The sequence below is a fragment of the Fulvivirga maritima genome (assembly GCF_021389955.1).
Classification (GTDB): Bacteria; Bacteroidota; Bacteroidia; order Cytophagales; family Cyclobacteriaceae; genus Fulvivirga; species Fulvivirga maritima.
Genome location: NZ_CP089980.1, coordinates 6179498 through 6205746 on the forward strand (window position 1 = coordinate 6179498; position 26249 = coordinate 6205746).

Annotated in this window: 25 protein-coding genes and 1 other RNA gene; 5 read left to right on the forward strand and 21 right to left on the reverse strand. The window is 39.3% G+C overall.

The window, feature by feature from the left end:
- Positions 1 to 165 precede the first annotated feature (165 nt).
- The 15 genes from LVD15_RS25790 to LVD15_RS25860 all read right to left on the reverse strand — a co-directional run bounded on the left by LVD15_RS25790 (position 166) and on the right by LVD15_RS25860 (position 15995).
- Positions 166 to 1503, reverse strand: a complete 1338-nt coding sequence (locus LVD15_RS25790; RefSeq protein WP_233776421.1) for a transposase — start codon at positions 1501 to 1503, stop codon at positions 166 to 168.
- A gap of 150 nt (positions 1504 to 1653) precedes the next feature.
- Positions 1654 to 2505 (reverse strand): prephenate dehydrogenase, encoded by an 852-nt coding sequence (locus LVD15_RS25795; protein WP_233778064.1) that lies wholly within the window; start codon positions 2503 to 2505, stop codon positions 1654 to 1656.
- 4 nt (positions 2506 to 2509) lie between these two features.
- Positions 2510 to 3661 (reverse strand): pyridoxal phosphate-dependent aminotransferase, encoded by a 1152-nt coding sequence (locus tag LVD15_RS25800; protein WP_233778065.1) that lies wholly within the window; start codon positions 3659 to 3661, stop codon positions 2510 to 2512.
- 5 nt (positions 3662 to 3666) lie between these two features.
- Positions 3667 to 4446: a phenylalanine 4-monooxygenase gene (locus tag LVD15_RS25805; RefSeq protein WP_233778066.1), complete on the reverse strand. Its 780-nt coding sequence runs from the start codon at positions 4444 to 4446 to the stop codon at positions 3667 to 3669.
- Positions 4447 to 4670: 224 nt separating this feature from the next.
- On the reverse strand, positions 4671 to 5681 hold the full coding sequence (gene aroF, locus LVD15_RS25810; RefSeq protein WP_233778067.1) for a 3-deoxy-7-phosphoheptulonate synthase: 1011 nt from the start codon (positions 5679 to 5681) through the stop codon (positions 4671 to 4673).
- A 119-nt stretch (positions 5682 to 5800) separates the two neighbouring features.
- Positions 5801 to 5962, reverse strand: a complete 162-nt coding sequence (locus LVD15_RS25815; protein ID WP_233778068.1) for a hypothetical protein — start codon at positions 5960 to 5962, stop codon at positions 5801 to 5803.
- Positions 5963 to 6187: 225 nt separating this feature from the next.
- The gene (gene aroF, locus LVD15_RS25820; protein ID WP_233778069.1) at positions 6188 to 7198 is read right to left on the reverse strand and encodes a 3-deoxy-7-phosphoheptulonate synthase; all 1011 of its coding nucleotides are present in this window, start codon (positions 7196 to 7198) and stop codon (positions 6188 to 6190) included.
- Positions 7199 to 7201: 3 nt separating this feature from the next.
- Positions 7202 to 7987, reverse strand: a complete 786-nt coding sequence (trpA, locus tag LVD15_RS25825) for a tryptophan synthase subunit alpha (protein ID WP_370687386.1) — start codon at positions 7985 to 7987, stop codon at positions 7202 to 7204.
- Positions 7988 to 8039: 52 nt separating this feature from the next.
- On the reverse strand, positions 8040 to 9221 hold the full coding sequence (gene trpB / locus LVD15_RS25830) for a tryptophan synthase subunit beta (protein ID WP_233778071.1): 1182 nt from the start codon (positions 9219 to 9221) through the stop codon (positions 8040 to 8042).
- Entirely contained in the window at positions 9206 to 9847 is a 642-nt protein-coding gene (locus tag LVD15_RS25835) for a phosphoribosylanthranilate isomerase (RefSeq protein WP_233778072.1), read from the reverse strand. The genes trpB and LVD15_RS25835 overlap by 16 nt, the downstream gene beginning before the upstream one ends.
- Positions 9834 to 10649 carry an indole-3-glycerol phosphate synthase TrpC gene (gene trpC / locus LVD15_RS25840; protein WP_233778073.1) on the reverse strand — a complete coding sequence of 272 codons (816 nt, stop codon included), beginning with the start codon at positions 10647 to 10649 and terminating at the stop codon, positions 9834 to 9836. The genes LVD15_RS25835 and trpC overlap by 14 nt, the downstream gene beginning before the upstream one ends.
- A 3-nt stretch (positions 10650 to 10652) precedes the next feature.
- Entirely contained in the window at positions 10653 to 11663 is a 1011-nt protein-coding gene (gene trpD / locus LVD15_RS25845; RefSeq protein WP_233778074.1) for an anthranilate phosphoribosyltransferase, read from the reverse strand.
- A gap of 31 nt (positions 11664 to 11694) precedes the next feature.
- Entirely contained in the window at positions 11695 to 12264 is a 570-nt protein-coding gene (locus LVD15_RS25850; protein ID WP_233778075.1) for an anthranilate synthase component II, read from the reverse strand.
- Positions 12265 to 12270: 6 nt separating this feature from the next.
- The gene (locus tag LVD15_RS25855) at positions 12271 to 13677 is read right to left on the reverse strand and encodes an anthranilate synthase component I family protein (protein ID WP_233778076.1); all 1407 of its coding nucleotides are present in this window, start codon (positions 13675 to 13677) and stop codon (positions 12271 to 12273) included.
- A 239-nt stretch (positions 13678 to 13916) separates the two neighbouring features.
- Complete coding sequence (locus LVD15_RS25860) at positions 13917 to 15995, reverse strand: M13 family metallopeptidase (RefSeq protein ID WP_233778077.1); 2079 nt, start codon at positions 15993 to 15995, stop codon at positions 13917 to 13919.
- 151 nt (positions 15996 to 16146) lie between these two features.
- Here LVD15_RS25860 and LVD15_RS25865 point away from each other — a divergent pair, with 151 nt between their 5' ends.
- The 5 genes from LVD15_RS25865 to LVD15_RS25885 all read left to right on the forward strand — a co-directional run bounded on the left by LVD15_RS25865 (position 16147) and on the right by LVD15_RS25885 (position 18491).
- Positions 16147 to 16614, forward strand: a complete 468-nt coding sequence (locus LVD15_RS25865) for a hypothetical protein (protein ID WP_233778078.1) — start codon at positions 16147 to 16149, stop codon at positions 16612 to 16614.
- Positions 16615 to 16644: 30 nt separating this feature from the next.
- A complete protein-coding gene (locus LVD15_RS25870) occupies positions 16645 to 16890 on the forward strand; it encodes a hypothetical protein (protein ID WP_202246484.1) in 246 nt (81 codons plus the stop codon).
- 55 nt (positions 16891 to 16945) lie between these two features.
- An RNA gene (gene ffs, locus LVD15_RS25875) (signal recognition particle sRNA small type) lies at positions 16946 to 17044 on the forward strand.
- 61 nt (positions 17045 to 17105) lie between these two features.
- Positions 17106 to 17762: a fructose-6-phosphate aldolase gene (fsa, locus tag LVD15_RS25880; RefSeq protein ID WP_233778079.1), complete on the forward strand. Its 657-nt coding sequence runs from the start codon at positions 17106 to 17108 to the stop codon at positions 17760 to 17762.
- Between the two features lie 15 nt (positions 17763 to 17777).
- A complete protein-coding gene (locus LVD15_RS25885) occupies positions 17778 to 18491 on the forward strand; it encodes a cell division ATP-binding protein FtsE (RefSeq protein WP_233778080.1) in 714 nt (237 codons plus the stop codon).
- 3 nt (positions 18492 to 18494) lie between these two features.
- Here the strand turns inward: LVD15_RS25885 and LVD15_RS25890 are convergent, their stop codons facing one another.
- The 6 genes from LVD15_RS25890 to LVD15_RS25915 all read right to left on the reverse strand — a co-directional run bounded on the left by LVD15_RS25890 (position 18495) and on the right by LVD15_RS25915 (position 26208).
- Positions 18495 to 19028, reverse strand: a complete 534-nt coding sequence (locus tag LVD15_RS25890) for a hypothetical protein (RefSeq protein ID WP_233778081.1) — start codon at positions 19026 to 19028, stop codon at positions 18495 to 18497.
- Positions 19018 to 19578, reverse strand: coding sequence for an RNA polymerase sigma factor (locus tag LVD15_RS25895; protein ID WP_233778082.1), 561 nt, complete (start codon positions 19576 to 19578; stop codon positions 19018 to 19020). The genes LVD15_RS25890 and LVD15_RS25895 overlap by 11 nt, the downstream gene beginning before the upstream one ends.
- A 129-nt stretch (positions 19579 to 19707) precedes the next feature.
- Positions 19708 to 21999 (reverse strand): glycoside hydrolase family 3 N-terminal domain-containing protein, encoded by a 2292-nt coding sequence (locus tag LVD15_RS25900; RefSeq protein ID WP_233781011.1) that lies wholly within the window; start codon positions 21997 to 21999, stop codon positions 19708 to 19710.
- A gap of 24 nt (positions 22000 to 22023) precedes the next feature.
- The gene (locus tag LVD15_RS25905) at positions 22024 to 23448 is read right to left on the reverse strand and encodes a glycoside hydrolase family 30 protein (RefSeq protein WP_233778083.1); all 1425 of its coding nucleotides are present in this window, start codon (positions 23446 to 23448) and stop codon (positions 22024 to 22026) included.
- A gap of 4 nt (positions 23449 to 23452) precedes the next feature.
- Positions 23453 to 24364 carry a carbohydrate-binding protein gene (locus tag LVD15_RS25910; protein ID WP_233778084.1) on the reverse strand — a complete coding sequence of 304 codons (912 nt, stop codon included), beginning with the start codon at positions 24362 to 24364 and terminating at the stop codon, positions 23453 to 23455.
- A gap of 29 nt (positions 24365 to 24393) precedes the next feature.
- Positions 24394 to 26208, reverse strand: a complete 1815-nt coding sequence (locus LVD15_RS25915; RefSeq protein WP_233778085.1) for a cellulase family glycosylhydrolase — start codon at positions 26206 to 26208, stop codon at positions 24394 to 24396.
- Positions 26209 to 26249: the final 41 nt, after the last annotated feature.

Genomic DNA, 26249 nt, shown 5'->3' on the forward strand with positions numbered 1-26249 from the left:
GCTGGACTGATTAAGTCCAGCTTTTTTTGTTATAAATCTGAACACCTTCCGCTTTAGCGTCTTCGAAAAGTGCAAAATCGTGAGTGGTTTTATTAATAAATCTGAAGGAATATCGATTTAGAATAGTATAGACACACCGATCCCTGGGGCTTTTCTGATTTAGGTTTAGGCGGCCTGAAGTAGTGGTATGTCTTCTGATTTCTTTTTGCTCATCTTAACAGCATTGGCCATCATAACGGCAAAGAATACATGTATCATTTCTCGTTTTTCTCCCTTAACCTTGATTTTATTCAGGCCGTAAGCCGTTTTATGGGTACCAAAGCTTCCTTCCATCACGGTTGCTCTCTGGTTAGAGATGAGGCTTCTGAGTTTGCTTTCCTGAGGTTTGTTTACCTTGGGGCCTTTCTTTGGAAAGCAAGTGAACACTTTCCTTACTGTTAAATACTTTCTGTTGGCGTTAGTGGCATAAATACGATCCGCCCCCAGCTGATGAAGGGAGCCAAATATCGATCTATGTTTTAAACTACTTATTTTTAGTCTGGTACTTTCATTGAATGCCCTGAACTCCATGGCATCAATAAAGCAGATGCCGTCAACCTGAAGCATGTGGGCTTTCATTCCAAACTCAACCCTTTTAGTTTCTTTGCCTCGTACGATAGGCCTGACATAAGGTCTGGGAAGCGATACTATCCTGTTTTTCAATTCTTTAGCTGGATGATGCTGCAAGAATTGCTGTTGCTCAAGTACCTTCTTTATTGTTTTTAGGTATGATCGCTCTTGAAAGTGAAGCTGTATTTGTGGGTTTTCATTGAGTAAGTACTGCAGCTGTCCAAGCCCTTTGGACAGTAGATATATCAATGCCTTTTTACGCTTGCGTCCAGCTTTGTATGTCTTTTTTCGACTACGATCGTAAGACATCTGCTTGCGTTTTTGATCTATATATTTGGAGCGAGGCCTCTTTACACCTAATATTTTACACCATCTGTAAAGCTGTTTTTCAAACACCCATTGACAACTTTCCCAGATTAGCTTAACGTCGGTAGGAAAACGAATATAACTTTCATAGCAAGTGGCATCCATTAAGAGAACATGCGTATTATTCATATCTCTTTTCCAATGATGAATGAGTACTTCCTGAAGTTGTTGCCAATCAGTATTATCAGCCATATACGTCCTTATTCTACTTAAAATGGCCTTATCCTTAATTCTTTGGTTATCATCCAACAATTTATTGCAAAAAAGCTGAAGGCTCCAGTCAGTATTAAATCGTTCTATTAACTTCTCGTCACTCAGGTTTAAATAAGATTTTAGAAACATTAGACCAAACATGCCTTGGGCCGAAAACCAGCGGGGTGCGCCTGGGCCTCTATTTTCCTTTGGCAAACATTCTGAAAGTTGACTCCAAGGAATAGTATTATAAACCTTACCTAATTTGCTATTCTTGAATAAGTACCATTTTGGAGTTAAGTAATCTTGCGGTTGGAAAAGCTCTTGATCTCTCATATATTGCAGTGTTAATTGTGATTAGGCACTACAATTTAACAAATCAAAAACCCCGAAAAAAGCTTTATATAGCTAATTTCGGGGTTTTATTTTATGCTTTAATACTGATAAGTAACTGTATTTCAGTGTTTTTTATTTAAAAGGGAGGCCCTACTTAATACCATCAATAATAGGTCTGATTTTATTCGCCTCTTTCATAAATGATTCCATGGCCTCTGCATCCTTTGCATCCAACACATGCTTAAATTGTTGTAATTGAGCAATATAAGTATCTAACGCACCAGATAAATTCTTCTGATTTTGCCTGAAAATAGGAGACCACATAGCCGGTGAACTTTTAGCCAATCGTACTGTAGAAGCAAAACCGGAACCTGCCATAGCAAAAATGTGCTTTTCATCCTTCTCCTTAGCTAACACCGTGGTGCTCAAGGCAAAAGAAGATATATGACTCAAATGACTCACGTATGCTATATGCAAATCATGGTCTTTGGGAGTCATATTCACCACTCTCATAGCCAGATTTTTACATATCTCCTGAAATAGATTGAGCTGCTCATCACCACTCTTCTCTTCTTCACAAAGAATCATAATTTTATCTTCAAAAAGGGTAGAAAAGGCGGCCTCCGGCCCTGAATACTCAGTACCTGCCATAGGGTGAGCTGCCACAAAGCAATGGCGCTTAGGGTGGTCCTCCACAGCTGTACACACTGCTCCTTTGGTAGAGCCAAAATCAATCACTAATTGACCATCATCAACCAGATCCATCACCTGAGGTAAAAGCGAGGTGAGCGCATCTACAGGAATGGCTAAAATCACCACATCTGACTGCTTGACTGCCTCCTCCAGGCTAGCTTCTCCATCAATAATACCAAGCTGTAAAGCCTTTTGTATATTATCAGAATTCTTATCTACGCCAATAACTTCTACATGAAGTCTTCTACGCTTTACTGCCAAGGCGAATGAGCCACCGATGAGGCCTACACCTACTAAAGCTATTTTCATATTGTTAAAGTCTTTTTAATGCCTTTTCATACACCTCCACATCACTACACAATGATATGCGCACATACTTTTTACCTTTATCGCCAAAGATGAATCCCGGTGTAATAAAAACATGATTTTCATGTAAAAGTCGCTCCACTAAATCTTCAGCACTATTCACCTCATCTGGTATCTGTGCCCACACAAACATTCCTTGCTGATCTGCACTATAAGTACAACCCAATTTATCCATTATAGCCTGGGCTTTTACTCTTCTTTGAGCATATACTTCATTGATACTGTCAAACCATTCATCTCCCAGCTTCAATGCCTCCACAGCGGCCAGCATCATAGGCTTAAACATGCCTGAGTCTACATTACTTTTTATCTTAAGTATGGCCTGAATATACTCTTGAGCACCTGCCACCCAGCCGATACGCCAGCCTGCCATATTAAAAGATTTACTCATAGAGTTAAGCTCCAAAGCTACTTCTTTAGCTCCCGGCACCGAAAATATGCTCAACGGTTTACCGGAAGGCAAAATCATACTATAAGGATTATCATGACAAAGCAACACTTGCTTTTCTCTGGCTAACTGCACAAACCTGGTCAAGGTATCTACATCTGCCGGCTGCCCAGTAGGCATATGCGGGTAATTGAGCCATAAAAGCTTGATCTTACTATAATCTAACTGCTCAAGAAACTGCCAATCAGGTTGCCATCCATTATCTTGAAGAAGAGGAAAACGAATGACTTCCGCTCCACACATTTCCGCCACAGCTCCATATGCCGGATAGCAAAGCTCAGGCACTAAAACCTGATCACCAGGATTTAGAAAGGTTAAGGAAATGTGTGTGATGCCTTCTTTTGAGCCTATCAGTGGCAGAATCTCTGTGGTAGCATCTAAATTTACTTCAAATACCCTATCTATCCACTGACTCATGGCTTCCCTAAGTTCTGGCAGCCCGGTATAAGACTGATAGCCGTGATTAACCGGTTTAAATATTTCTTCAGAAGCCTTGTTTAGGACAGCTTCTGCAGGAGGGAGATCAGGACTACCAATGGCAAGGTTTAAAACATCTTTACCCTCAGACTGCATTTTCCTCACTTCGGCCAGCTTCTTAGAGAAATAATACTCCTTTACCTGTCCTAGCCGATCAGCTGTTGAAATTATCATATCACTTATCCTACTTTACTTTGCAATTTTTCATTTAAGCGTGTTTTCACCTCTTCTATTGAGTGAAAAAGCTGCTCATAAGACTCAATGATAAAGTATTTTTCCTGAAAAGCATCTTTTCTAAAAGGAGTATCTAAAATTTGCTCTACGTCATAAGCAAAATGCTCAGGCTCATCGCTTAAAGAAAAATGAGTTTCTCCCACAGAACTAAGAATGCCAGCCCCGTAAATTCTAAGCCCTGATTCTTCTCTGATAAGGCCAAACTCAACGGTAAACCAGTAAATTCTTGACAGTAACTCAATGGCTTCAGGATCATTAGCATGAGCGGCTCCTATTTCGCTCAGCGCTTGCAGGTAATCAACAAAAGCCTGATTAGTAAGCAATGGCACGTGCGCAAATACATCATGAAACATATCTGGTTCTTCCAGGTAATCCAGCTCCTCCATCTTTCTAAGCCAGGTAGTAGCAGGAAATTTCTTATTAGACATTAATTCAAAAAACAATTTATCGTCTACAATGCCTTCTACAGCCACTAATTCCCAGCCTGTAGCTTCACGAAGAATAGCATTAGTCTCATCAAACGCTGGTATGCTTTCATTAGTAAACTTCACCACATCAAGCCCTTTCATAAACTCTACCGTAGCAGCACCGGGCATGTTTACAATCTGACGATCATAAAGGATATTCCATACTTTTTGGTCTTCGGCAGTATACTGATCATAAACCTGCTTCATGTCTTTTAAAGTAGGGATCACTCTTTTCTCAGATTTTGTAATTGGTTCCATTGTTTTTAAAATTAGTTTAAAATAAAAAAGCCTGGCTCTCTTTCGGAACCAGGCTGGGTATATTCAGTTATTTTCTTTCTAGTCTGTCATGAACATACAACTCCAATTCCGAATGATGTGATTCGGTAATAGTAGTAGTAATAATATTTGCTGCTCATGTTTGTCATACGAAGACAAATCTAAAATTTATTCTCAATAAATAAAACAAGAAAATCACTTTTTAATTAAAGGCTCTCTCGTAATTCAAAAACCTTACGAATTTTCTCTATCAATTTTTCTGATTGCACAAAGTCAAGCGTCTGCTGCCCATCAGACCAGGCTTCATCTGGCTTTTCATGTGATTCAAATATGATTCCATCGGCACCAGCCATTACGCAGGCCAGCGCCACCGGCTCTACATGATTTCTAAGGCCTATGCCATGAGAAGGGTCAGCTATTACAGGCAAGTGCGATTTCTCCTTTAAAATAGATATAGCGTTTATATCCATCGTATTTCTGCTGGCACGTTCATAGGTACGTATTCCTCTTTCGCAAAGCATGAGGTTTTCATTACCGGCAGAAAAAACATATTCGGCAGAACCTAAAAGTTCATCAATAGTACCAGAAATGCCTCTTTTGATCAATACCGGTTTATCTACCTTGCCCAGCTCATCTAATAAATTAAAGTTTTGAGCGTTTCTGGCTCCTACCTGATATACATCAACATAATCATACATTTCTTCTATCTGGGACACCTGCATCACTTCAGTAATAATCTTTATGCCCGCTTCTCTAGCCAGTTTATACCAGATTTTAAGACCTTCAAGCCCTAAGCCTCTAAATGAGTAAGGAGAACTTCTGGGTTTAAAAACACCACCACGCATGATCTTCACATTATTAGCTTTGAGGTGCGCAATAGTCTTTTCTATTTGCGCTTCACCTTCTATGGAGCACGGACCAGCCATGATAGCCATATTTCCCTCTCCTATGGTTACTCCATCACCAAGGTCTATAGTGGTAGGCTTTACTTTCCACTTGCGTGAAACCAACTTATTATCATCAGTAATAATATGGATATCTTCTATCCCTGGCATCTGACCTACTTCGCGTATATCAAAATCGCCTTTTCCTACTCCTACTATGTAATCACCCAACTGTGTTTTTACTTCAGTGGTTTTATATTTTAGTGAGTTCACTTTATCAATGATACCCTTCTTTTTATCTAACGACAGGTCTTTTTCTAACTGGACAATCATAACTTACTTTTTTAAAATCTTTTACTAATTGAATAATGTTTTAATCCTCTACTAATGAGCCTCTTATGCGGGTTACACAACCCTTTTTACTTGCATAAGAATGCTCCTAAGCATTATGATTAGCCACTAAAACCTACCGTAACACCTGAGAAGTTTACTACTCTGCAGTAATAAAAGAAAAACCATACTTGTTGACTTAGGTTGGTAAATCGATCATAAACCTGCTTCATGTCTTTTAAAGTAGGGATCACTCTTTTCTCAGATTTCGTAATTGGTTTCATTGTTTTAAAAATTATATAAAATAAAAAAGCCTGGCTCTCTTTCGGAACCAGGCTTGGTATATTCAATTATTTCTTTCTAGTTGGTCATGAACATACAACTCCTATTCCGAATGCTTTGATTCGGTAAAAAAAGAAGAAGTAATAATATTTGTTGTTCATGTTTGTCATGTGAAGGCAAATGTAAAATTTATTCTTAAATAAAAAAGCAAGAAACTAACTTTTTAATTAAAAGCTCTCTCTCAGTTCAAAAACCTTACGGATTTTATCAATCAATTTCTCTGATTGCCTGAAGTTGAGCGTTTGCTGACCATCAGACCAGGCTTCATCTGGTAGCTCATGAGCTTCATAGATAATGCCATCGGCCCCAGCCATTACACAAGCCAACGCTACAGGCTCTACATGATCTCTCAGGCCTATACCATGAGAAGGATCTGCAATCACAGGTAAATGAGACTTCTCTTTCAATATGGCTATGGCATTGATATCCATAGTATTTCTGCTGGCGCGTTCATAAGTACGAATACCTCTCTCACAAAGCATGAGATTTTCATTACCGGCAGAAAAAACATATTCGGCAGAACCTAAAAGCTCATCTATAGTACCTGAAATACCCCTTTTGATTAACACAGGCTTATCCACTTTGCCCAACTCATCTAAAAGGTTAAAGTTTTGCGTATTTCTGGCTCCTACCTGATAGATATCTACATAATCATACATTTCTTCTATCTGAGACACTTGCATGACCTCTGTAATGATTTTGATGCCAGCTTCTCTGGCCAGCTTATACCATGTTTTTAAGCCTTCTATCCCCAATCCCCTGAAAGAATATGGAGAACTTCTGGGTTTATACACCCCTCCACGCATAATTTTAATATTATTGGCCTTTAGGTGAGCAATCGTCTTTTCTATCTGCTCCTCACCTTCTATAGAACATGGACCAGCCATAATAGCCATTCCGCCTTCTTCTATTTTTACGTCATCACCCAGGTCTATGGTAGTGGGTTTTACTTTCCACTTACGTGAAACCAATTTATTATCATCAGAGACTATGTGAATATCTTCTATACCAGGCATTTGGCCTACTTCACGAATATCAAAATCGCTTTTTCCTATACCTATGATATACTCTCCCTTCTGAGTTTTCACTTCCGTGGTTTTGTATTTCAGCGAGTTCACCTTTTCAATGATACCCTTCTTTTTATCTGATGACAGGTCTTTTTCTAACTGGATAATCATAACTTAACCTTTAATATCCTTTACAAATTGATTAATAATTTCCTTTTCTATTCCTGAGCTATCTATACAATTAATAAAGGCACTGCCTATAATAGCACCACTACTATAAGTGCAAGCCTGCTCATATGTATCATTATTTGAAATACCAAAACCTATTAAAGTAGGATTTTTCAAATCCATCTTTTTTATTCTTTCAAAGTAACTAATCTGCTCTTCAGAAAAAGAACCTCTGGCTCCTGTAGTACTGGCCGAAGACACCATATAGATAAATCCATCAGTATTTTGATCAATTTCTCGCACTCTGTTTTCTGAGGTTTGAGGCGTAATCAAGAATACATTTTTAATACCATGGTCATCAAACTTATCTTTATACAAAGCCAGGTACTCTGCCATAGGCAGGTCTGGCAAAATGAGTCCATCTACTCCTACTTCTTCGCACTTTTCACAAAACGCATCAATACCAAACTGGAGTACGGGATTGATATAGCCCATAAGAATAATAGGAATAGAAACGCTCTGTCTAACCTCTTTCAGCTGTTCAAAAAGCAACTGAATAGACATTCCATTTTCTAAAGCCTTTTTATTACTTTCCTGAATAGTAGGGCCATCAGCCACAGGATCTGAGAAAGGCATACCTATCTCAATAATATCAGCTCCTGCCACTTCCAGATTTTGGGCAATGGCCAGTGTATTATTAAGTTCGGGAAAACCTGCCGTATAATAAACCGAAAGGACGTTTTTCTTATTCTGAAAAACCTCATTTATTCTATTTGTAGTCATTGTTTCCATTTAAAATTATCTGTTAGGGTAAAGGTTTAGTGTTAATAGCTTCTTCATTACATTAATATTTACCCCATTTGATATAGGTCTCAAGATCCTTATCTCCTCTACCTGATAGGTTGATCACCACAATATCAGAAGCATCAAAAGACATCTTTTTTAATGCTGCCAAGGCATGAGCAGATTCTATTGCCGGAATGATACCCTCCAGCTTGCTCAGCTCTACTCCGGCCTCCATAGCCTCTTCATCAGTAGCATTTTCGAACTTCACCCGGCCAGTATCAAACAAATGCGCATGCATAGGGCCTATACCAGGATAATCTAAGCCCGCAGAAATAGAATAAGGCTCTACCACCTGACCATCAGCTGTTTGCATAAGCAATGTCTTACTTCCATGAAGCACACCAGGCTTACCCAAATAAGATGTAGCGGCAGATTCACCACTATCCACACCTTTTCCCGCTGCTTCTACAGCTACTAAATTCACTTTCTCTTCATCTAGGTAATGATAGAATGCGCCGGCAGCATTACTTCCGCCACCTACACAGGCGATCACATAATGAGGATATTCCGTTCCTTCTTCTTCATTAAGCTGCCATTTCATTTCCTCGCTGATCACGCTCTGAAAACGAGCCACCATATCAGGATAAGGGTGAGGGCCGACTACCGAACCAATAATATAATGCGTATCTACGGGATTACTGATCCAATGTCTCATAGCTTCATTAGTGGCATCTTTCAGGGTTTTGCTGCCACTTTTAGCAGGCACCACCTCGGCGCCTAATATGCGCATGCGCTCCACATTAGGCTTTTGTCGCTGCATGTCAATTTCGCCCATGTACACAATACACTCCATACCCATCAGTGCACATACGGTAGCTGTAGCCACACCATGTTGCCCTGCTCCGGTTTCAGCTATAATCTTTTGCTTACCGAGCTTTTTTGCCAGTATAATCTGACCGATGGTATTATTTACTTTGTGCGCTCCTGTGTGGCACAGGTCTTCTCGCTTTAAGTAAATTTTAGCACCATATTTCTCAGAAAGCCTGTTAGCAAAATATAAGGGCGTTGGTCTGCCCACATAGTCTTTAAGAAGCTTATCAAACTCGGCCTTAAAAGCACTATCACCAATGATTGATAAGTAATTCTCTCTTAATTCTTCTACATTAGGATATAACATTTCCGGGATATAAGCCCCGCCAAACTGGCCATAATAACCATTTTCATCTACACTGTATCGCATAGCATTTTATCTTTAAGCTGTTGTAACAAATTAATATTTTTAAGCCCGGGGCTTATTTCAAACTTACTATTCACATCTACCGCATGAATATGCACTTCTTTAATTTCAGAAACCTTTTCTACGTTTTCCAGGTCTACACCTCCGCTGATAAACACGGGTTTGGTTAGGTGAACTTTTTCTAGGCGAGACCAGTCAAAGCTCTTTCCGGTGCCTCCTAACTTCTCGGTGCGTGTATCAAAAAGGAAGTAATCAACGGCTTCTTCATAAACTTTAAATTCCATCCAATCAAGATCATTATTACCTGAAAATACCTTAATTACCTGAACGCCTTCTTCTTTCAGCTTAGCGCAGTATTCAACAGTTTCATAGCCATGCAACTGCACCAGATCAAGCTGATAAGTCTTTACTTTATGAAGCACCTCTTCCAGGTCTTCATTTACAAAAACGCCGATTTTCTTAATAGAATCAGGAATATTATGCAAAACTCCGGGATCCAGATCTCCTACAAATCGGGGAGATTTATCATAAAATATGAACCCCACATAATCAGGCTTAAGCGCTATTACCTCTTCGATGTTATCTCTAAGGCCGCATACTTTAAGCTTTATATCTTTAAGCTTTGGCATAATTCACTTTATCATGAAGGCTCAACTTTTCAATAAAACTCTCCGCTGATTTTTCAGGCCTGGCTGAGCGCATGAACCTTTCTCCGATAAGGAAACCTTCGAAGCCATGCTTTTTAAGCAATTCAATATCTTCTGGCTCATTAATGCCGCTTTCAGCTACTTTAACCACGCCGGCAGGCACCTTTTCAGAAAGTGAAATAGAAGTATTAAGATCCACTTTAAAAGAAGCAAGATCCCGGTTATTTACTCCAAGCAGGTCAACATATTCATTAAATGAGCGGTCAAGTTCTGCTTCGTTATGTACTTCTAACAACACTTCTAAGCCTAGTGAATGCGCCAGCTTAGCAAAAGCTTTCACTTCCTCTGGGGTAAGCACAGCAGCTATCAACAATATGGCATCGGCTCCAATGGATTTGGCTTCAATAATCTGATACTCATCTACTGTAAAATCTTTCCTTAAAATAGGGCAGAAATTAAACTTGCGAGCCGTAGTTAAATCCTCATTTTTACCACCGAAGAACTTTGTATCAGTAAGCACTGATAAGGCAGAAGCTCCGGCCTGCATATACCCAATAGAAGTCCTTTCTATAGACACATTAGGGTTAATCACTCCTTTAGATGGGGACTTCCTCTTTATTTCGGCTATGATTCCTGATTTATCTTCACGGTGTATATATTTCTTTAATGACACTGTTTTAGTGTGAAAAAATATACTTTGCTCTAATAAAGTGACCGGAAATAAATTCTTCTTATCATTTACTTCTTTACGCTTGTGCGCAACAATTTCTTCCAAAATATTCATGACTTAATGGGTTGTATAGCTTTTCTTTTTATTGACTAAATTCTTGAATGCCGCTTTGGCCTTTCCTGATTTTAAAGACTCTTCGGCCTTTTGCATACTGGCTTCTATGTCTGCCTCCTGATCAGCAGCATATAGCGCCATACCGGCGTTAGCTATGATTACTGCTTCTTGCTGCGGAGTTCCTTCTCCATTCAAAACATCATTGAAGATTTTAGCGGCTTCCTCTATGGTTTCACCCCCGTAAATATCTTCTGGCTTTAGCACTGGCTTATTAATATCTGCTGGCATAATGAGCTGCTCACCACTATTAGAAACTACCTTAAAACCACCGGTAAGCGATACTTCATCATAACCATCTAATGAGTGAAGTATTACAAATTGCTTATCAGTTTTCTGGTACAAGTAACCATACAAACGAGCTAACTCCAAACTAAATACACCTACAAGCTGCTTTTTAGGTCTGGAAGGATTAGTCATAGGTCCCAGCATATTAAAGAACGTTTTTACTCCCAGGTCTTTTCTTATGGGAGCTACATTTTTCATAGCTGGATGAAATAAAGGCGCATGTAAAAAGCAGATATTTGCTTCATCAAGCCCTCTTTTCAGCTCGTCTATATTATTGGTGAATTCATACCCAAACTGAGCCATCAGGTTAGAAGAGCCACATACAGAAGACACACCATTATTACCATGTTTAGCTACTGCCTGTCCTGCACCGGCCACCACAAAAGAAGATAGCGTAGAAATGTTAAAAGTATCTTTGCCATCACCACCGGTACCACACAGATCTATGGCATCATACTCAGCAATATCAACGGGCACGCACAGTTCCAGCATAGCATCTCTAAAGCCCTGAAGCTCATCTACAGTAATAGTACGCATCATATATACGGTAAGAAAAGCGGCTATCTGACTTTGATTATATTCACCCTGAGCCAGCTTCACAAGAATATTTTTAGCATCCTCTCGGCTCAAATATTTATGTTCTATCAGTCTGTTTAAAATATCTTTCATTTGATTCTTTTATTTTACCACAAGGGTGTTATTAATTCTTTATCCAGTTTTCTAACATAACCTTACCATTTTCTGTAAGGATAGACTCAGGATGAAACTGCAGCCCTTTCACATCATATTTCACATGAGATAGTGCCATAATATTTCCTTTTTCATCTGTGGCAGTGACCTGTATTTGATCGCTCACACTATCCGGAACTACTGCCCAGCTGTGGTAATGACATCCTTTAAATTTGGTAGGCACTCCTTTAAACATATAATCATCAGTCTTGCTCACGGTAATATCACCCGCAATACCGTGCAGCACCTCTGGCATATTAAAAAGCTCACAACCATACACCTCTGCTATACCCTGATGCCCCAAACAAACACCCAAGATGCTCTTAGTAGCACCATAAGTTTCTACTACAGCCTTTAAAATACCTGCTTCTTCTGGAATACCCGGCCCCGGAGATATTAAGATTTTGTCATATTTCTCTACTTCTTCAATAGCTATCTTATCATTTCTGAAAATATCTAGCTCCACATTATCCATTTCACGAAGTATGTGTACCAGGTTATAGGTAAAAGAATCGTAATTATCTAAAATCAATACTTTCATTATCATTTATCGGTTTATGGTTTCTGCAGTAGACAATGCATTTCTTAAAGCGGCCAGTTTATTATTTACTTCCTGAAGCTCGCTATCGGGTGAAGACTTAGCCACTACACCGGCACCTGCCTGATAGTGTAATTCGTTTTCCTTACTCAAAAAGGAGCGAATCATAATGGCATGATTAAAATCTCCATTGAAACCAATAAAACCAATAGCGCCACCATAATAACTACGGCTTCGGTTCTCATACTTATCTATAAGCTTCATGGCCATATGCTTGGGAGCACCTGAGAGCGTACCTGCGGGGAAAGTATCTGCTACCAATTTTAATGGAGATGATCCTTCAGCCAGCTTACCCGTAACTTTAGACACCAAATGAATAACATGAGAATAGTATTGAATCTCTTTAAACACCTCTACCTCTACTTTCTCCGAGCTGCGGCTCAGGTCATTTCTGGCCAGGTCTACCAACATTACATGCTCTGAGTTCTCTTTTTCATCAGCAAATAGTTTGGTAGCCAGCTCTGCATCTGCAGTGTCATTACCTGTTCTGCGGAAAGTACCGGCAATAGGAAAAATACTGGCTTCTCCATCTTTGATCACTATCTGAGATTCTGGAGAAGAGCCAAATATTTTATAAGTACCATAATCGAAATAAAATAAATAAGGTGATGGATTAATTGACCTTAAAGCTCGGTACACATTAAACTCATCACCTGAAAACTTGCTTTGAAAGCGTCTGGAGAGCACGATCTGAAAAACATCTCCCCGGTGGCAGTGCGATCGGCCGTTAGAAAGGATATCCAGAAACTCGGCATCAGTATAATTAGAGGTTTCATCTCCGGTAAGTTGAAAATGAAATTTAGGATTGCTATTGATATTAATAAGCGACTCCAGATATTGGATATCTACCTGCTGCTCACCCTCCCCTTCTACACTATGCTCAAATAAATAAAGCTCATTTTTAAAATGATCAACCACGATAACAAAGCGATAAAGAGTGTAAAAAATATCGGGTATATCTTCATTATCATTTTTAAAGTCTACATCCTCAAAGTACTGTACGCCATCATAAGCCATATAACCAAAAAGGCCATTGGTCACGAATTTGTACTCAGAGGGATCAGTAGAAAAGCTATCCTTAAACTGATTCAGCTCATCTAACAGGGTGGTTCTGTCTACTTGTTTTACTTCATGAGCTTTTCCGGGATAATCCAATGTTAGCTCATTGTTTTTTGCTTTAAAAGAAGCTATTGGAGAGCAGCAGATATAAGAAAAACTATTATCAGTGCCATGGTAGTCTGAGCTTTCCAATAAAATACTCTGGGCGAATTTATCCCTGAGCCGGAGGTAGATACTCACCGGAGTGAGGGTATCTGCCAGTAATTTTTTTGAGGTTGTGTTAAGTTTGATTGTCATTTAATTTTAATGGTTTAAAACAAAAAAAGCCCGCTGTGTGAACAGCGGGCTTTCCTAATACTTTAAAAGATCTATAAAAATCTCACAATAACGCCGTTCACTCCTTCTTATTAAGAAAGTGCCACCACCATGCGTTATTTGAGAATATTGTTGTCATATCTGAACCAAATGTAATTATAGAATATTTAAATGCAAACAATTTTTATATTTAATTGCCTGCCCGGTTGATTAACTTTTTGTTACCAGATCTTAACTCTCACGCTGTCATCACGATACATGCCGTCTCCTGGTTTCACATCAAAAGCCTCATAAAATGCTTCCATGTTAGATAGAGGCCCATTGGCTCTGTACATTCCTGGTGAGTGCGGATCAGTATTTACCTGAGTGCGTAAAGTCTCATCTTTATATTTTATTCTCCAAATAGTAGCCCATGACATGAAGAACCTTTGCTGTGGAGTCATTCCATCTATCAAGTCAGGATCACCATGCTCAGCCAAGTGCTTTTGCAGCCCATCATAAGCCACGTTGATACCACCAAGGTCTCCAATATTTTCACCTAAAGTGAAAGCTCCATTTACATGAACACTATCTAAAGGCTCATAGCCATCATACTGCGCTATCAGCTTACCTGTTCTACCTTTAAAGTTTTCAGCATCTTCATCTGTCCACCAGTTAACCAGGTTTCCATTAGCATCAAATCTACTTCCCTGATCATCAAAACAGTGAGAAATCTCATGGCCAATAACCGCTCCTATACCACCATAGTTAACCGCCATATCAGCTTTATAATTATAGAACGGAGGTTGCAAAATAGCCGCAGGAAATACTATTTCATTAAACATAGGATTAAAATAAGCATTCACTGTTTGAGGTGACATGCCCCACTCTGTTTTATCTACAGGCTTGCCTATTTTATCTATTTCTTCCTGGAAGCCAAACTTACGGGCATTCATAATATTACCTACATAAGAAGCTGTTTCAGCATCACTTTCCACTTTCAGGTCACTGTAATCTTTCCACTCATCTGGGTAACCTATTTTTACAGTCATTTTAGTAAGCTTAGCCAATGCCTTTTGCTTAGTAGAATCTGACATCCAAGGCAAAGCTTTAATTCTATCAGCGAAAGCTAGTTTAATATTACCCACCATCTCTTCGGCCTTTTTCTTGGCTTCAGGAGGGAACGTTTCATCTACATACAATTTACCAATGGCTTCTCCTAAGGAATAGTTAGCTGTTCCTAACACTCTTTTCCATCTTGGCTGCATTTCGTCTACGCCATTAAGCTCTTTACTAAAGAAATCAAAGTTAGCTTGCACAAAATCATGGCTAAGGAAGCTAGAATTCTGATCTATTAAGTTCCATCTCAAGTACTCTCTCCATGTAGAAGCAGGCACCTCTTTTACTATAGCCTGAAACTCCTTCATAAACTCAGGCTGCATTACTATTAAAGTATCTACGCCTGTTACGCCCATATCAGCCAGATATTCTTTCCAATCAAAAGCCGGCACAATCTCTCCTACCTTAGCTAAAGACATTTTGTTATATAACGCAGGCGTGTTTCTTCTCTCTACATTAGTCATAGAAGCTTCTGCCAGCCTGGTTTCTAAAGCCATAATGCGCTCAGCCTCTGCTTTTGCTTCTTCTTCAGAATCTCCCAGCATCTGTAACATTTTAGCTACATGCTGCACATATTTCTCTCTTATTTCTACTGACTTAGAATCTGTTTTAGTATAATAATCTCTGTCAGGTAAGCCTAAGCCTCCTTGAGAAAGGTAGGTAGCTATGGCGTTACTATTTTTAAAATCTGCAAATACTGCAAATCTAAAAAATGGACCTCCTCCTATTTTTTCATTTTCAGAAAGGTATTTCTGAAGGTCATGAGCGGTTTCTATTTTTTCTATTTTCGCAAATAGAGGCTCAAGAGGCTTTACCCCCACTTGCTCAGCCAGAGATGAATCCATACCAACGGTATAAAAATCAATGGCTTTTTTCTGATCTGTACCTTCTTTGTACTCACCACCCGCAGACTTAAGCACGTTAAGCACTGTTTCGTTGGTCATTTCTCTCAACTCATTAAAACTACCCCAACGCCCCTGGTCTCCTGGAATCTCTGTTTCTTCTATCCATTTACCATTGGCATACAAGAAAAAATCATCTGCCGGTCTCACGGTAGAATCGATATAAGCCGTGTTTATGCCTATTACTTCTTCTTCGGTTGCTCCCTCATCTGTGCCTTTTTCTACTTTGTTACAAGACACTGCCAACACCATACCTAACATGGTTATTGGCACAAAAGACTTAAAAAATTTAAAATGCATACTGTGTATTTTTTATTTCTAATTACTAAGTTCTAATAGAAGCTCATCTTTTCAGAGCTTTATTATGTTAGCGGTATATTCAATATACTTATAGCAGAGGAACTTATCTATAAAACATGCGTTTTTCAAATAAAACAAAGTAATAAAAACTATGGCAAGAGCATCATCAGACCTAATAGTCGCCATAAAGAATACGGCCTCAAAACTCGAACAAAGTGCTATTTATCAATGGGGACATATGGGCAGCTGCAATTGTGGATTTTTAGCTCAGGAGCTCACCCGGCTTTCTAAAAGTGAGATCCATAGCCGTGCCATGCAAAAATATGGCGACTGGAATGAACAGCTTAATGACTACTGCCCTACCAGCGGCCTGCTTATGGATGATCTCATTTCTGAAATGCTCCATTATGGGCTCGATACCGATGACCTAAAACATCTTGAAAAGCTCAGCAGCCCCAAAGTGTTGAACTACCTACCGAAAGGCACCTATCTAAAGCACAACGTAAAGCAAGATGTAATTATGTATTTACGTGCCTGGGCTAACCAGCTGGAAGACGAACTGCTATCACGAATAAAAATATCTGAGCTAAACCAAAGGCCAATTGAACAGAATGTGTGATATTAGAGTCTGTTACTCAATTTTCAATACATGCAGAACGTAGTTCACAACTATTATAAAAGACAATTTGATGATTTCACTGTGCTGGTACAGGTTAATCCTGTTACTTATAAAGGCATGGAGCTGACTATTCATAAAAATGGTGAAATTGAAAAAAGGAAAATGGAGTTTGACGAAGAGATTTATGATGACCTGGCAGCCGATGAATTCCAAGAGTCTAGTTCTCTGGAGTTTAACCTTTATTTAAAAGGCCTGGTGAAGGGTGGGGAAAAATAATTTAAAGAAAATGCCTCAAGGTTTTAACATTTAAGGAAAACCTTATACATTTGCAGTGGCAAATCAGTACGACCAGCTCCTGCTGAACTCCCCCAGGACCGGAAGGTAGCAAGGGTAGGCGGTTGTAGCGGTGCGATACTTGATTTGCCTTTTTTGTTTCTGCAGTTTGTATTTAGAAAAAATATAACTCAACGTATCATTTATAATATACCCCTATGAAATTCTTTATTGATACCGCTAATTTAAAAGACATCCAAGAAGCATATGACCTTGGAGTTTTGGATGGTGTAACTACCAACCCTTCTTTAATGGCTAAAGAGGGAATTAAAGGCGATGAAAACGTAAAAGCTCACTATAAAGCTATCTGTGATATTGTAGATAACAATGTAAGTGCTGAGGTGATAGCTACTGACTTTGAAAGCATGATCAAAGAAGGTGAAGAGCTAGCTAAGATAGATGACAAGATCGTAGTGAAAATACCTATGATCAAAGATGGCGTGAAAGCCATAAAATATTTGACTTCTCAGGAAATCAGAACTAACTGTACTTTGATATTCTCTCCTGGTCAGGCACTTTTAGCTGCTAAAGCCGGAGCTAGTTATGTATCTCCATTCATTGGTAGATTAGATGACATCGCTATTGATGGATTAGCTTTAATAGAGCAAATTGTAAACATCTATGATAACTATGGTTTCTCTACTGAAGTATTAGCTGCTAGTGTAAGACACACAATGCACCTTATTCAGTGTGCTGAAATCGGCGCTGATGTAGCTACTTGTCCTTTAAATGTGATCACTAGCTTATTAAACCACCCATTAACTGATAGTGGTTTAGAAAAATTCTTAGCTGATCATAAAAAAGCAAACAGTTAATAAAATATAATCGAGATGTCTTTCTCCTCTGACCCTGTAGTACGAATAAAAGATGCCTCCATTTTTCAGGATGACAAAACTGTTCTGAATGATGTAAATTTCGAAATCGAAAAAGGCGAATTTGTATTCCTTATTGGCAGAACTGGAGGCGGTAAGACATCTCTTCTTAAAACTTTATATGCTGACCTGGATCTGCGCTTAGGAGAAATAAACGTAGCCGGCTATAATATTGGCAATATAAAGAAAAACGAAATCCCCCTTCTAAGAAGAAAACTGGGTATTATATTCCAGGATTTTCAATTATTCCCTGATCGTACTGTAGCTGAGAACCTCACCTTTGTAATGAAAGCTACAGGCTGGAAAGAGAACTCTAAAATGAAAGCTCGCCAAACTGAAGTGCTTATGCAAGTAGGTTTAGGTTCTGTAGCTTCAAAAATGCCGCATCAGCTTTCTGGTGGTGAACAGCAAAGAGTAGTAATAGCACGAGCTTTGCTTAATGAGCCTGTTATATTATTGGCAGATGAGCCTACCGGTAACCTTGACCCGGAAGTATCTCAAGGTATCTTCAAACTATTTCAGGATATTAATAAAAGCGGTACAGCGGTACTTATGGCTACTCATGATCATACACTGGTAAAGAATTACCCTGCCAGAGTGCTTAAATGTGATAGTGGAAAGGTGCTGGATTCTAAACTGGAAAGTTTTGAGCTAAGCGCGAAATACTTCTAATAGCTAAGCATTCTTAGCTTCATCATCCTCTTTTTTTGATTCTTTTACCTGATCTAACTTTTCTAGTTGGCTATTCAGAATATCTACCCTTACCAGTAAGTTGAGAATTAAGGCATCTACCACTTTTTTGCTTGGGTTTTGCATGAGCTCTTCTTTGAGCACTTCATACATAGCATCCAGCTTCTGTAGGTCTTGTTCAAAATCAGCATCTACATTAGCCGATTCAGACTCAAAATCATATATAAGGCCTTTTTTCTCTGATATCTCCTGAAAGTAAAAAGACTCAACAGACTTAAACTCTTTCGCTAAAGAATTATCAGCTACTAGCTGGGGCTGATCTACCGTTTCCAGTCTTAAAAATAAATATACAGAAGACAAAAAGAATACTACCGCAGCAGCTTTCCATAGCCACTGGTAACTTGTTCTCTTTTTCTCTGGCAAATGCGTTTCTATACCAGCCCATACTTTTTGAGAGGGTTCCTGATCATCAAACTGATCTCTATTGTCTTTTATGAAATCTTCCAGCTTATCTTTCATAACTCATTTCCTCCGATAAAATCTGTTTCAATTTGGCCTTAGCTCTGTTCAATTGTGATTTAGAAGTAGACTCTGATATTTTTAATATATCTGATATCTCACTATGATCGTAACCTTCCAGCAAGTATAAAGAAAAAACCACTCTATAGCCATCAGGTAATTTGCGCATGGCCTCTTTTATTAAGTCTACCTGATAGTTAATGGCATCTGACTGTCCCCCCTTTTCTTCTACTTCATATTCTTTATCACTATCCAATTCATCGAACTCCAGCTTTCGCTTTTGAATAAAATTGATGGATTTATTAATAACAATCCGTTTGAGCCAGGCACCAAAGGTAGAATCTCCCTTATAACCACTTAAACCATTAAAAGCACTCACAAAAGCATCTTGAAGCACATCCTCAGCATCATTTCTATCATTTACCATTCTCAGACAAACATTAAACATGGCTTTAGAGTATAATTGGTACAACTGCCCATAGGCCTGGCGGTTTCCTGCCAGACAACTCTTTATAATGCTCTCATGTATGTTCTTAATTGGTTTAGTCAATGCTTATCATTCTTACTTAGAAAGACTGCCGAAAAAACTATAAGTTGCATCAGCCCTGAGAAATTTAACAAAAAAAAGCCGGATGTTCAGTTAGAACACCCGGCCTTCCCATTTATAAACATTTAACAACTATTCACTTAAGTGTATTTTCACTTTGGCATCATCTATCATTAACTCAAAATCTCCGGCCTCTAGTAACTTCTTACCATCTCTTCCAAAGTAACTCAAATCTGCTTCAGGCGAAAGGGTGAAATCCACTGTTTTTGACTCGCCTGGTTTAAGGCTGATTTTCTCAAATCTTCTCAACCTTTTTACATCAGGTGTAACGCTGCTGGCAAACAAATCACTACTGAAAAGATGAACTACTTCTTTACCTTCTACTTTACCAGTATTTTTCACAGTAACGGATACTTTTATAGCCTCTCCTTTTTTATAAGAAGCTTTATCTGTTTTCAGGTTTGAATATTCGAAAGTAGTATAGCTTAGTCCGTGACCAAATTCGAACTGAGGGTTATAATCTGCTTCGTAGTTATAAACACCTTCAGCCTTTTTCTGCTCCTCAGAAGGCTTATGGATATATGAAATAGTAGCATTAGGATATCTTGGGTAAGTATAAGGCAGCTTACCAGAAGGGTTCACATCTCCTAAAAGGATATCAACCAAAGCCTCTCCACCGTGATTACCAGGCAGGTAAGCCTGCACAATGGCATTCATTTGTTGTTCAAATCGGCTGATGACTCTTGGCCTACCTTCGTTTAAAACTAATACGATTGGTTTGCCAGTAGCGGCCAGTTTTTTAGCCAACTCAGTCTGGTTTTCTGAAATATAAAGATCATTAAGATCACCAGGCTTTTCAGTGTAAGTATTTTCTCCCAGACAAAGGATTATCACATCAGCCTGAGCCGCGCTTTTTACCGCTTCTTCCATTTGATCTGCCTCATCTTCATAATATTTACCACCTTCTGTGTAGCTCACGCCTGGCACAAAAGTGACATTCTTTTCACCCATTTTATTTTTTAGGGCCTCCACTATGGTATTATAGTCACCGGCAAATTCAGGCACTCTGTCTCCTTGCCAAGAGTAAGTCCAGGCTCCATTGAGCGTTCTCATGCTATTAGCATTAGGACCTGTAACTAATACTTTTGCAGATTTATCTAGCGGAAGTAAATCATCCGTATTTTTCAATAAAGTGATAGACTCAGCGGCCATTTGGTAAGCTGCTTTACCAAACTCATCACTACCAAATTTAGGATAGTCTTTATAGTTAGTGGTAGGCGCTTCAAACAAGTTAAGAGCAAACTTCACTCTTAGAACTCTTCTTACCGCATCATCAATTCTCTCCATGCTCACCTTTCCTTCTTTCACTAAAGCTACCAGATCATTGCAAAATGGCTCATATTGGTAAGGAATCATAGACATATCGATACCTGCATTAATAGCCAGCATCACCGCATCTTTATTCGTTTCTGCTATTCTGTCTCTTCTCTGCAAGTTTTCAATATCAGCCCAGTCTGTTACTACCAGACCTTTAAAGCCTAACTCTTCTTTTAAAAGCTTAGTTAACAACTCATAGTTAGCATGTACTGGCACACCGTTAATGATACCAGAGTTAATCATAATAGTATGTGCTCCTGCTTCAATTGCTGCCTTAAATGATGGTAAATGATATTCTCTTAAAGCGTCTTCAGGGATATAGCCAGGAGTTCTGTCTTTACCTGAAATAGTAGCATGGTAGCCCAGGAAATGCTTCAGACATGAAGCAATATGCTCAGGATCACCAACTGTATTGTTTTCGCCCTCATATCCGTTAATCATTTCTACACCCAGTTGAGTACATAAATATGGATCTTCACCAAAAGACTCCCACATACGTGAAAATCTGGGCTCTAAACCTAAATCAAGTACAGGAGAGAAAGTCCAAGGAATGGAGCTGGCTCTGGTTTCATAAGCAGTTATTTCAGCTCCTTTTCTCACCAAGTCTCTGTTTCTGCTAGCTCCCTGAGCAATTTGCTGAGGGAACATAGTAGCGCCGGCAGTGTAAGTAGCTCCGTGAATTTCATCTACTCCATAAAGAATAGGGATTTTCAGACGAGTATCCTTCATGGCTACTTTCTGAATATCTCTAATAATCTCATACCAACGTTTTGGTGTTAGCGCCTTGTTATTAGCGGTATTGAGTACAGATCCTATTTTATAATCTACAAGAGCCTTTTTCAATGCTTCCTTATCTAGCTCTACAGGATCATAGCTGGAATAAATATTTTCTCCTTTACCCACCACATCAAGCGTAATTTGAGCCATTTGACCTACTTTTTCCTCTAAGGTCATTTTTTTAATAAGAGCTTCTATCTTTGCTTCATCATCTTTCTGAGCCCATGCCACCTGGCAAAAACCCGCTAGAAAAAGGAAAGCAATTGTCATTTTCACGTTCATCCTTTTATTCAATTAAATTTTATAAACATATGTAGCCACGGCTCCTGCAGCCAGGCTGGTATCAAATCGATTCTTATTTATTTCTATGCTAAAGTCACGTTCTTCAGCATCATCATTTAGCACTATGAGTACTATATCATTGTTCTCATTTTTAAATGCCACATTGGGCAGGCCATCCACCTCATTGGAATACACCCTAAAGGCTCCTGCTTTCACATACCTAGAGGCATGAGCTATAACATAATAGGCTGGGTTATTCAACACCTCACTATCAGCTATGGTAACTGCTCCCAGACAGCGGTCACATCCGCCTCGGTCTGTATGTGGCTCCAGCTCAGGATTAGAAGACAAATTCCACTCGAGAATAGTCTTACACCAGTTACGAGCACCACCTATTACCACCTCTCTGGTATGCCATTTGAAATCGTTAGCAAAATCACCGGGGGCTCCTACCCACTGCTCTGTAAAATACAAATTCTTCTCAGGATAAGCCTTATGTAAAGAAGAAAGAGTATCTATATTACCATTATATAAGTGAAATGCTGCACCATCAATATATTTAGCAGCTTCCTGATCTTTATAGATAGTGACCGGATAATCAGGCCGATCAGCATTATGATCATAGGCTATGATTTTAGTAGTAATGCCATTCTTTTCAAAAGCCGGGCCGAGGTGATTTTTCACAAATTCGGCTTGCTGCTCAGCCGGCATAAACATACTGGGATTATTACCCGGATGAAGCGGCTCATTCTGCACAGTGATGGCATCTATGGTTATACCTTCAGCTTTCATTGCCTGCAGATATTTCACAAGATATTTAGCATAAGCCTCATAATACTCAGGTTTAAGACTGCCTCCTCTGGTATCATGGTTATCTTTCATCCAGGCAGGTGCTGACCAGGGCGAGCCCATTATTTTCAGTTCAGGATTTATTTCCAAAACCTCCTTAAGTACCGGAATAAGATGAGCTCGATCATTATCTAGCGAAAAACGATCAATTTCCAGATCCTCTTCACCTGCAGGTAAATCATTATAAGAAAAAGGTTGAGGATCAAGATCTGAAGCTCCTATGCTTATTCTTAAATAGTTTACCCCTATTCCCAGGCTATCTGTGTCAAATAAATTGAGTAACAATTGCTTCCGGGCCAGGCTATCCATTTGAGATATGTGGCCGGCACTACCGCCAGTAAGCGTGTAGCCAAAGCCATCCATTTGCTGAAAAATACTATCCTCATTTATAGCAATAGTAATTAAAGCATCATCTAAGTGATCAGCCTTTTGTAATGAACCCAAGGCCAATAAGTTAGATTTATCCGGTGTAGTAAGCATGTAATTCAACTGCTCTACACCAGTAGTAGGCTTGCTTTGGTCACAACTAATTAATGTTGTTAAAAATAAAGCGCAAGCCAGTATTCCCCCTGATGTTTTTTTCAACATGAAATTAACGTATAATAATTTTTTGAGTATAGGACTCATCAGCATCCGTAACTGTTATAAAGTACAAACCAGCCGCTAAAGACTCTTCTATCTCTATCTGCTCACGACCTTGTGGTACCTCCTGAGTAAACAGCACCTTGCCGGAATGATCTCGTAATGATATTTGCTTGTCTTCTACAGAATTAGTAAAACGCACATTTACCGCACCATCAGCAGGATTTGGATATATTGTATAATTTAAAGCTATATTATCTTCTACTCCTGTAGGCAAAGAAGCTCCTATATAGTTAAGCCTAATCCAGTTTACATTAAACAATGAAGTAATGGCTTTTAAACGGATGCGTTGAAAACCCTGAGACAGGTCTGCCACCGAACCATTTACGGTAACCCAAGCTTGCCAGTCATCTGTCTTCTCAAATGAAACACGGCTTATTTCGTTTTCCTGATCCTCCTCATTTAGCGTAAATAGAGCTACGGTGCCACCTTCATCCTGAGATGATACTCTATACTCCACCTCGTAATATCCTTCTTCTTCTACATTTACAGCAAAATCAAGATAGTCTCCTGCATCAGTATATGATAAGTTAAGGCCTCCTCCTTCATCTTCAGCTTCTTCCCACTCAAAACCGTTATTCACAAAATAATCTTCCACTTCTATCTGACCGGGAACAGCCAAAGGCAACCGATCTCCGTCAAGAAAAATATCTATGGATAAGTCTGTAATTGCTGCCAATGTAACACCTTCTGTTGTTTGCAGATTAGTGCCGTTATAAGAAATCAAAATCTCATCTCCATAATGAATTTCCTCTGCCATATAAATATTTACCACCTGATGCGCCTCCTCACCGAGCTCTACAGATTCTATTTCGGCCGACTCGCCATTGACCGTAGCAGTAAAACCGTGCGCTTCAGGCATTTCAACAAATGATTGATTAAAGATCAGGCCTATTCTTTTTTTTGATTAATAGCCTTTTTCTCTAAAATCTTTGGCTGCTCAGTTACATCAAAAGGACCTTCAATTTCTATGTAATTAAAATTAAAATCGCCTTCTTCTACTAACAGCTTTAATTTCTGCTCTCCCTGATTTAGGTGAATACCTTCTACTGTGATAGTGCTCCACGCCTGGTAATCTCCCGTGTTAGGCATAGTGATAGTTTCAGATACTTTCACATCATTAGCATATAGCTTCACTTTGCCCAAACCTGAGGGAGACGCCACTCTGAACGATACATGATAGCTGCCTTCCTCTTCCACATTGATTGTATATTGTAACCACTCTTCCGGCATTGTCCAACCGACGTTATAACCATTAGTCAGCTCATCTGAACAGCCTTCTATATCTACTCCAGCATTTCTGTATTGCCCGCCGCTATTCCAGCTGGCTCCACCTGAAGTTCCTGAAGTATTGGAAGCATCAACATCATAATAAGCATAACCGTTTTTACCAAGATCATAATCTACAGCGTAGATCAATAGGTTATCGCCCACTGTCAGGTCATGTGACTTGAAAGGTTTTGTCTCATTAGTGTGAGGTTGCCTGATTAGCGCATCCACCACATCTTTTCTGTATTCACAATTTTCCAGCTTTGTATTTTCAGCAAACTGCATTAGCCCTTCATAAGCCTCTGTTTCTGAAGGTGCTTCGGCGGCTCCATTCCAATAGTCAATTACCTGCTGATAGCCTTCTCCTTTATGAATTTGCAAAGGATTATTTCCACCAGTTTTCTTCAACGGCCACCAGGACCATCCCATATCATTCTCTTCAAAAAGCTGGACAGCGTTAGTAAACCAGGTATTAGAATTTTCACCTGTCTCACCTAACCAAATAGGCACATTACGGTCATTTCGCATATCTAGCATGCCTTGGATAGCTCCTACGTCATTGGCATTCCAGTATTTATGGTAGCTAACCACCATATTATCATCCCAGAGTTCTGGCAAGCCTGCGTAGTTATTTCCCCAGCAGTTTCCTTCTATAATTACAATATGATTCTGATCTACCTCTCTTATGGCCTCTGTAACTTCTTTTTGCAAATCCCAGAGTTCCGTATTTTCTGACTCAGAACATCCGTTGGGATCTCCGGCATGATCCTGAAAGCCCCAATTAGGTTCATTAATAATGTCATAAGCAGCTATCATAGGTTCATCCGCATACCTTTCGGCAAGCTTTCTCCATAGAGCTACCATTTTAGCCTTGTTAGCCTCACTTTCCCATAACGATGGTTTGGTGGGATCATAATCATTGATATCGGCATTTTCTCCCTGTCCGCCAGGGGTGGCATGCAGGTCTAAAATAAGGTATACATTATGGGTTTTACACCACTGAAGCAGGTTATCTGTTAACTCGAAGCCTTTGTTCAGCCAGGTAATCTCTTCATTGGTTTCCTCTTCAATAGGTGGAGTGAAGAGATTATAATGCATAGGTAGCCTTATCATATTAAAACCCCAGGAGCTCAGAGAATCCACATCTATCTCCTGCATATGATTCGCGAGCCAGGCATCATAAAACTCATTCTTTTTATCCTCGCCAATAAGCTCAGTGATCCTTCTTTGAATCTGAAATTGAGGTCCGCCAGTCTCTAGCATATACCCTTCTTGCAGCATCCAGCCGCCTAGCCCCATTCCTCTCCACAAGACCTCTTCTCCGCTGTTACTGTCTATAATGCGCCCTTGGTGTGCCTGTAAAAAGCCCTGGGACTTTGCATCATAAAAAAAGGTAATTAAAAGTATAGAACAACATAGTATAATCTGCTTTTTCATAATATATCCATGAGTGTTATAAAAACAGCCTGATCAGGTTT

What these genes read in the sequence shown, in the direction of transcription:
- LVD15_RS25815 (WP_233778068.1), bottom strand. Translation starts at nt 5,962, where the DNA reads ATGAAACCAATTACGAAATCTGAGAAAAGAGTGATCCCTACTTTAAAA.
- LVD15_RS25910 (WP_233778084.1), bottom strand. Translation starts at nt 24,364, where the DNA reads ATGCCTGAAGCGCACGGTTTTACTGCTACGGTCAATGGCGAGTCGGCC.
- trpC (WP_233778073.1), bottom strand. Translation starts at nt 10,649, where the DNA reads ATGAATATTTTGGAAGAAATTGTTGCGCACAAGCGTAAAGAAGTAAAT.
- LVD15_RS25915 (WP_233778085.1), bottom strand. Translation starts at nt 26,208, where the DNA reads ATGAAAAAGCAGATTATACTATGTTGTTCTATACTTTTAATTACCTTT.
- trpD (WP_233778074.1), bottom strand. Translation starts at nt 11,663, where the DNA reads ATGAAAGATATTTTAAACAGACTGATAGAACATAAATATTTGAGCCGA.
- aroF (WP_233778067.1), bottom strand. Translation starts at nt 5,681, where the DNA reads ATGATTGTCCAGTTAGAAAAAGACCTGTCGTTAGATAAAAAGAAGGGT.
- LVD15_RS25795 (WP_233778064.1), bottom strand. Translation starts at nt 2,505, where the DNA reads ATGAAAATAGCTTTAGTAGGTGTAGGCCTCATCGGTGGCTCATTCGCC.
- trpB (WP_233778071.1), bottom strand. Translation starts at nt 9,221, where the DNA reads ATGCGATACAGTGTAGATGAAAATGGTTATTATGGCCAGTTTGGCGGG.
- trpA (WP_370687386.1), bottom strand. Translation starts at nt 7,987, where the DNA reads ATGGAAACAATGACTACAAATAGAATAAATGAGGTTTTTCAGAATAAG.
- LVD15_RS25865 (WP_233778078.1), top strand. Translation starts at nt 16,147, where the DNA reads ATGGCAAGAGCATCATCAGACCTAATAGTCGCCATAAAGAATACGGCC.
- LVD15_RS25885 (WP_233778080.1), top strand. Translation starts at nt 17,778, where the DNA reads ATGTCTTTCTCCTCTGACCCTGTAGTACGAATAAAAGATGCCTCCATT.
- LVD15_RS25790 (WP_233776421.1), bottom strand. Translation starts at nt 1,503, where the DNA reads ATGAGAGATCAAGAGCTTTTCCAACCGCAAGATTACTTAACTCCAAAA.
- LVD15_RS25870 (WP_202246484.1), top strand. Translation starts at nt 16,645, where the DNA reads ATGCAGAACGTAGTTCACAACTATTATAAAAGACAATTTGATGATTTC.
- LVD15_RS25855 (WP_233778076.1), bottom strand. Translation starts at nt 13,677, where the DNA reads ATGACAATCAAACTTAACACAACCTCAAAAAAATTACTGGCAGATACC.
- LVD15_RS25890 (WP_233778081.1), bottom strand. Translation starts at nt 19,028, where the DNA reads ATGAAAGATAAGCTGGAAGATTTCATAAAAGACAATAGAGATCAGTTT.
- LVD15_RS25805 (WP_233778066.1), bottom strand. Translation starts at nt 4,446, where the DNA reads ATGGAACCAATTACAAAATCTGAGAAAAGAGTGATCCCTACTTTAAAA.
- LVD15_RS25905 (WP_233778083.1), bottom strand. Translation starts at nt 23,448, where the DNA reads ATGTTGAAAAAAACATCAGGGGGAATACTGGCTTGCGCTTTATTTTTA.
- LVD15_RS25835 (WP_233778072.1), bottom strand. Translation starts at nt 9,847, where the DNA reads ATGCCAAAGCTTAAAGATATAAAGCTTAAAGTATGCGGCCTTAGAGAT.
- LVD15_RS25860 (WP_233778077.1), bottom strand. Translation starts at nt 15,995, where the DNA reads ATGCATTTTAAATTTTTTAAGTCTTTTGTGCCAATAACCATGTTAGGT.
- LVD15_RS25800 (WP_233778065.1), bottom strand. Translation starts at nt 3,661, where the DNA reads ATGATAATTTCAACAGCTGATCGGCTAGGACAGGTAAAGGAGTATTAT.
- aroF (WP_233778069.1), bottom strand. Translation starts at nt 7,198, where the DNA reads ATGATTATCCAGTTAGAAAAAGACCTGTCATCAGATAAAAAGAAGGGT.
- LVD15_RS25850 (WP_233778075.1), bottom strand. Translation starts at nt 12,264, where the DNA reads ATGAAAGTATTGATTTTAGATAATTACGATTCTTTTACCTATAACCTG.
- LVD15_RS25900 (WP_233781011.1), bottom strand. Translation starts at nt 21,999, where the DNA reads ATGACAATTGCTTTCCTTTTTCTAGCGGGTTTTTGCCAGGTGGCATGG.
- fsa (WP_233778079.1), top strand. Translation starts at nt 17,106, where the DNA reads ATGAAATTCTTTATTGATACCGCTAATTTAAAAGACATCCAAGAAGCA.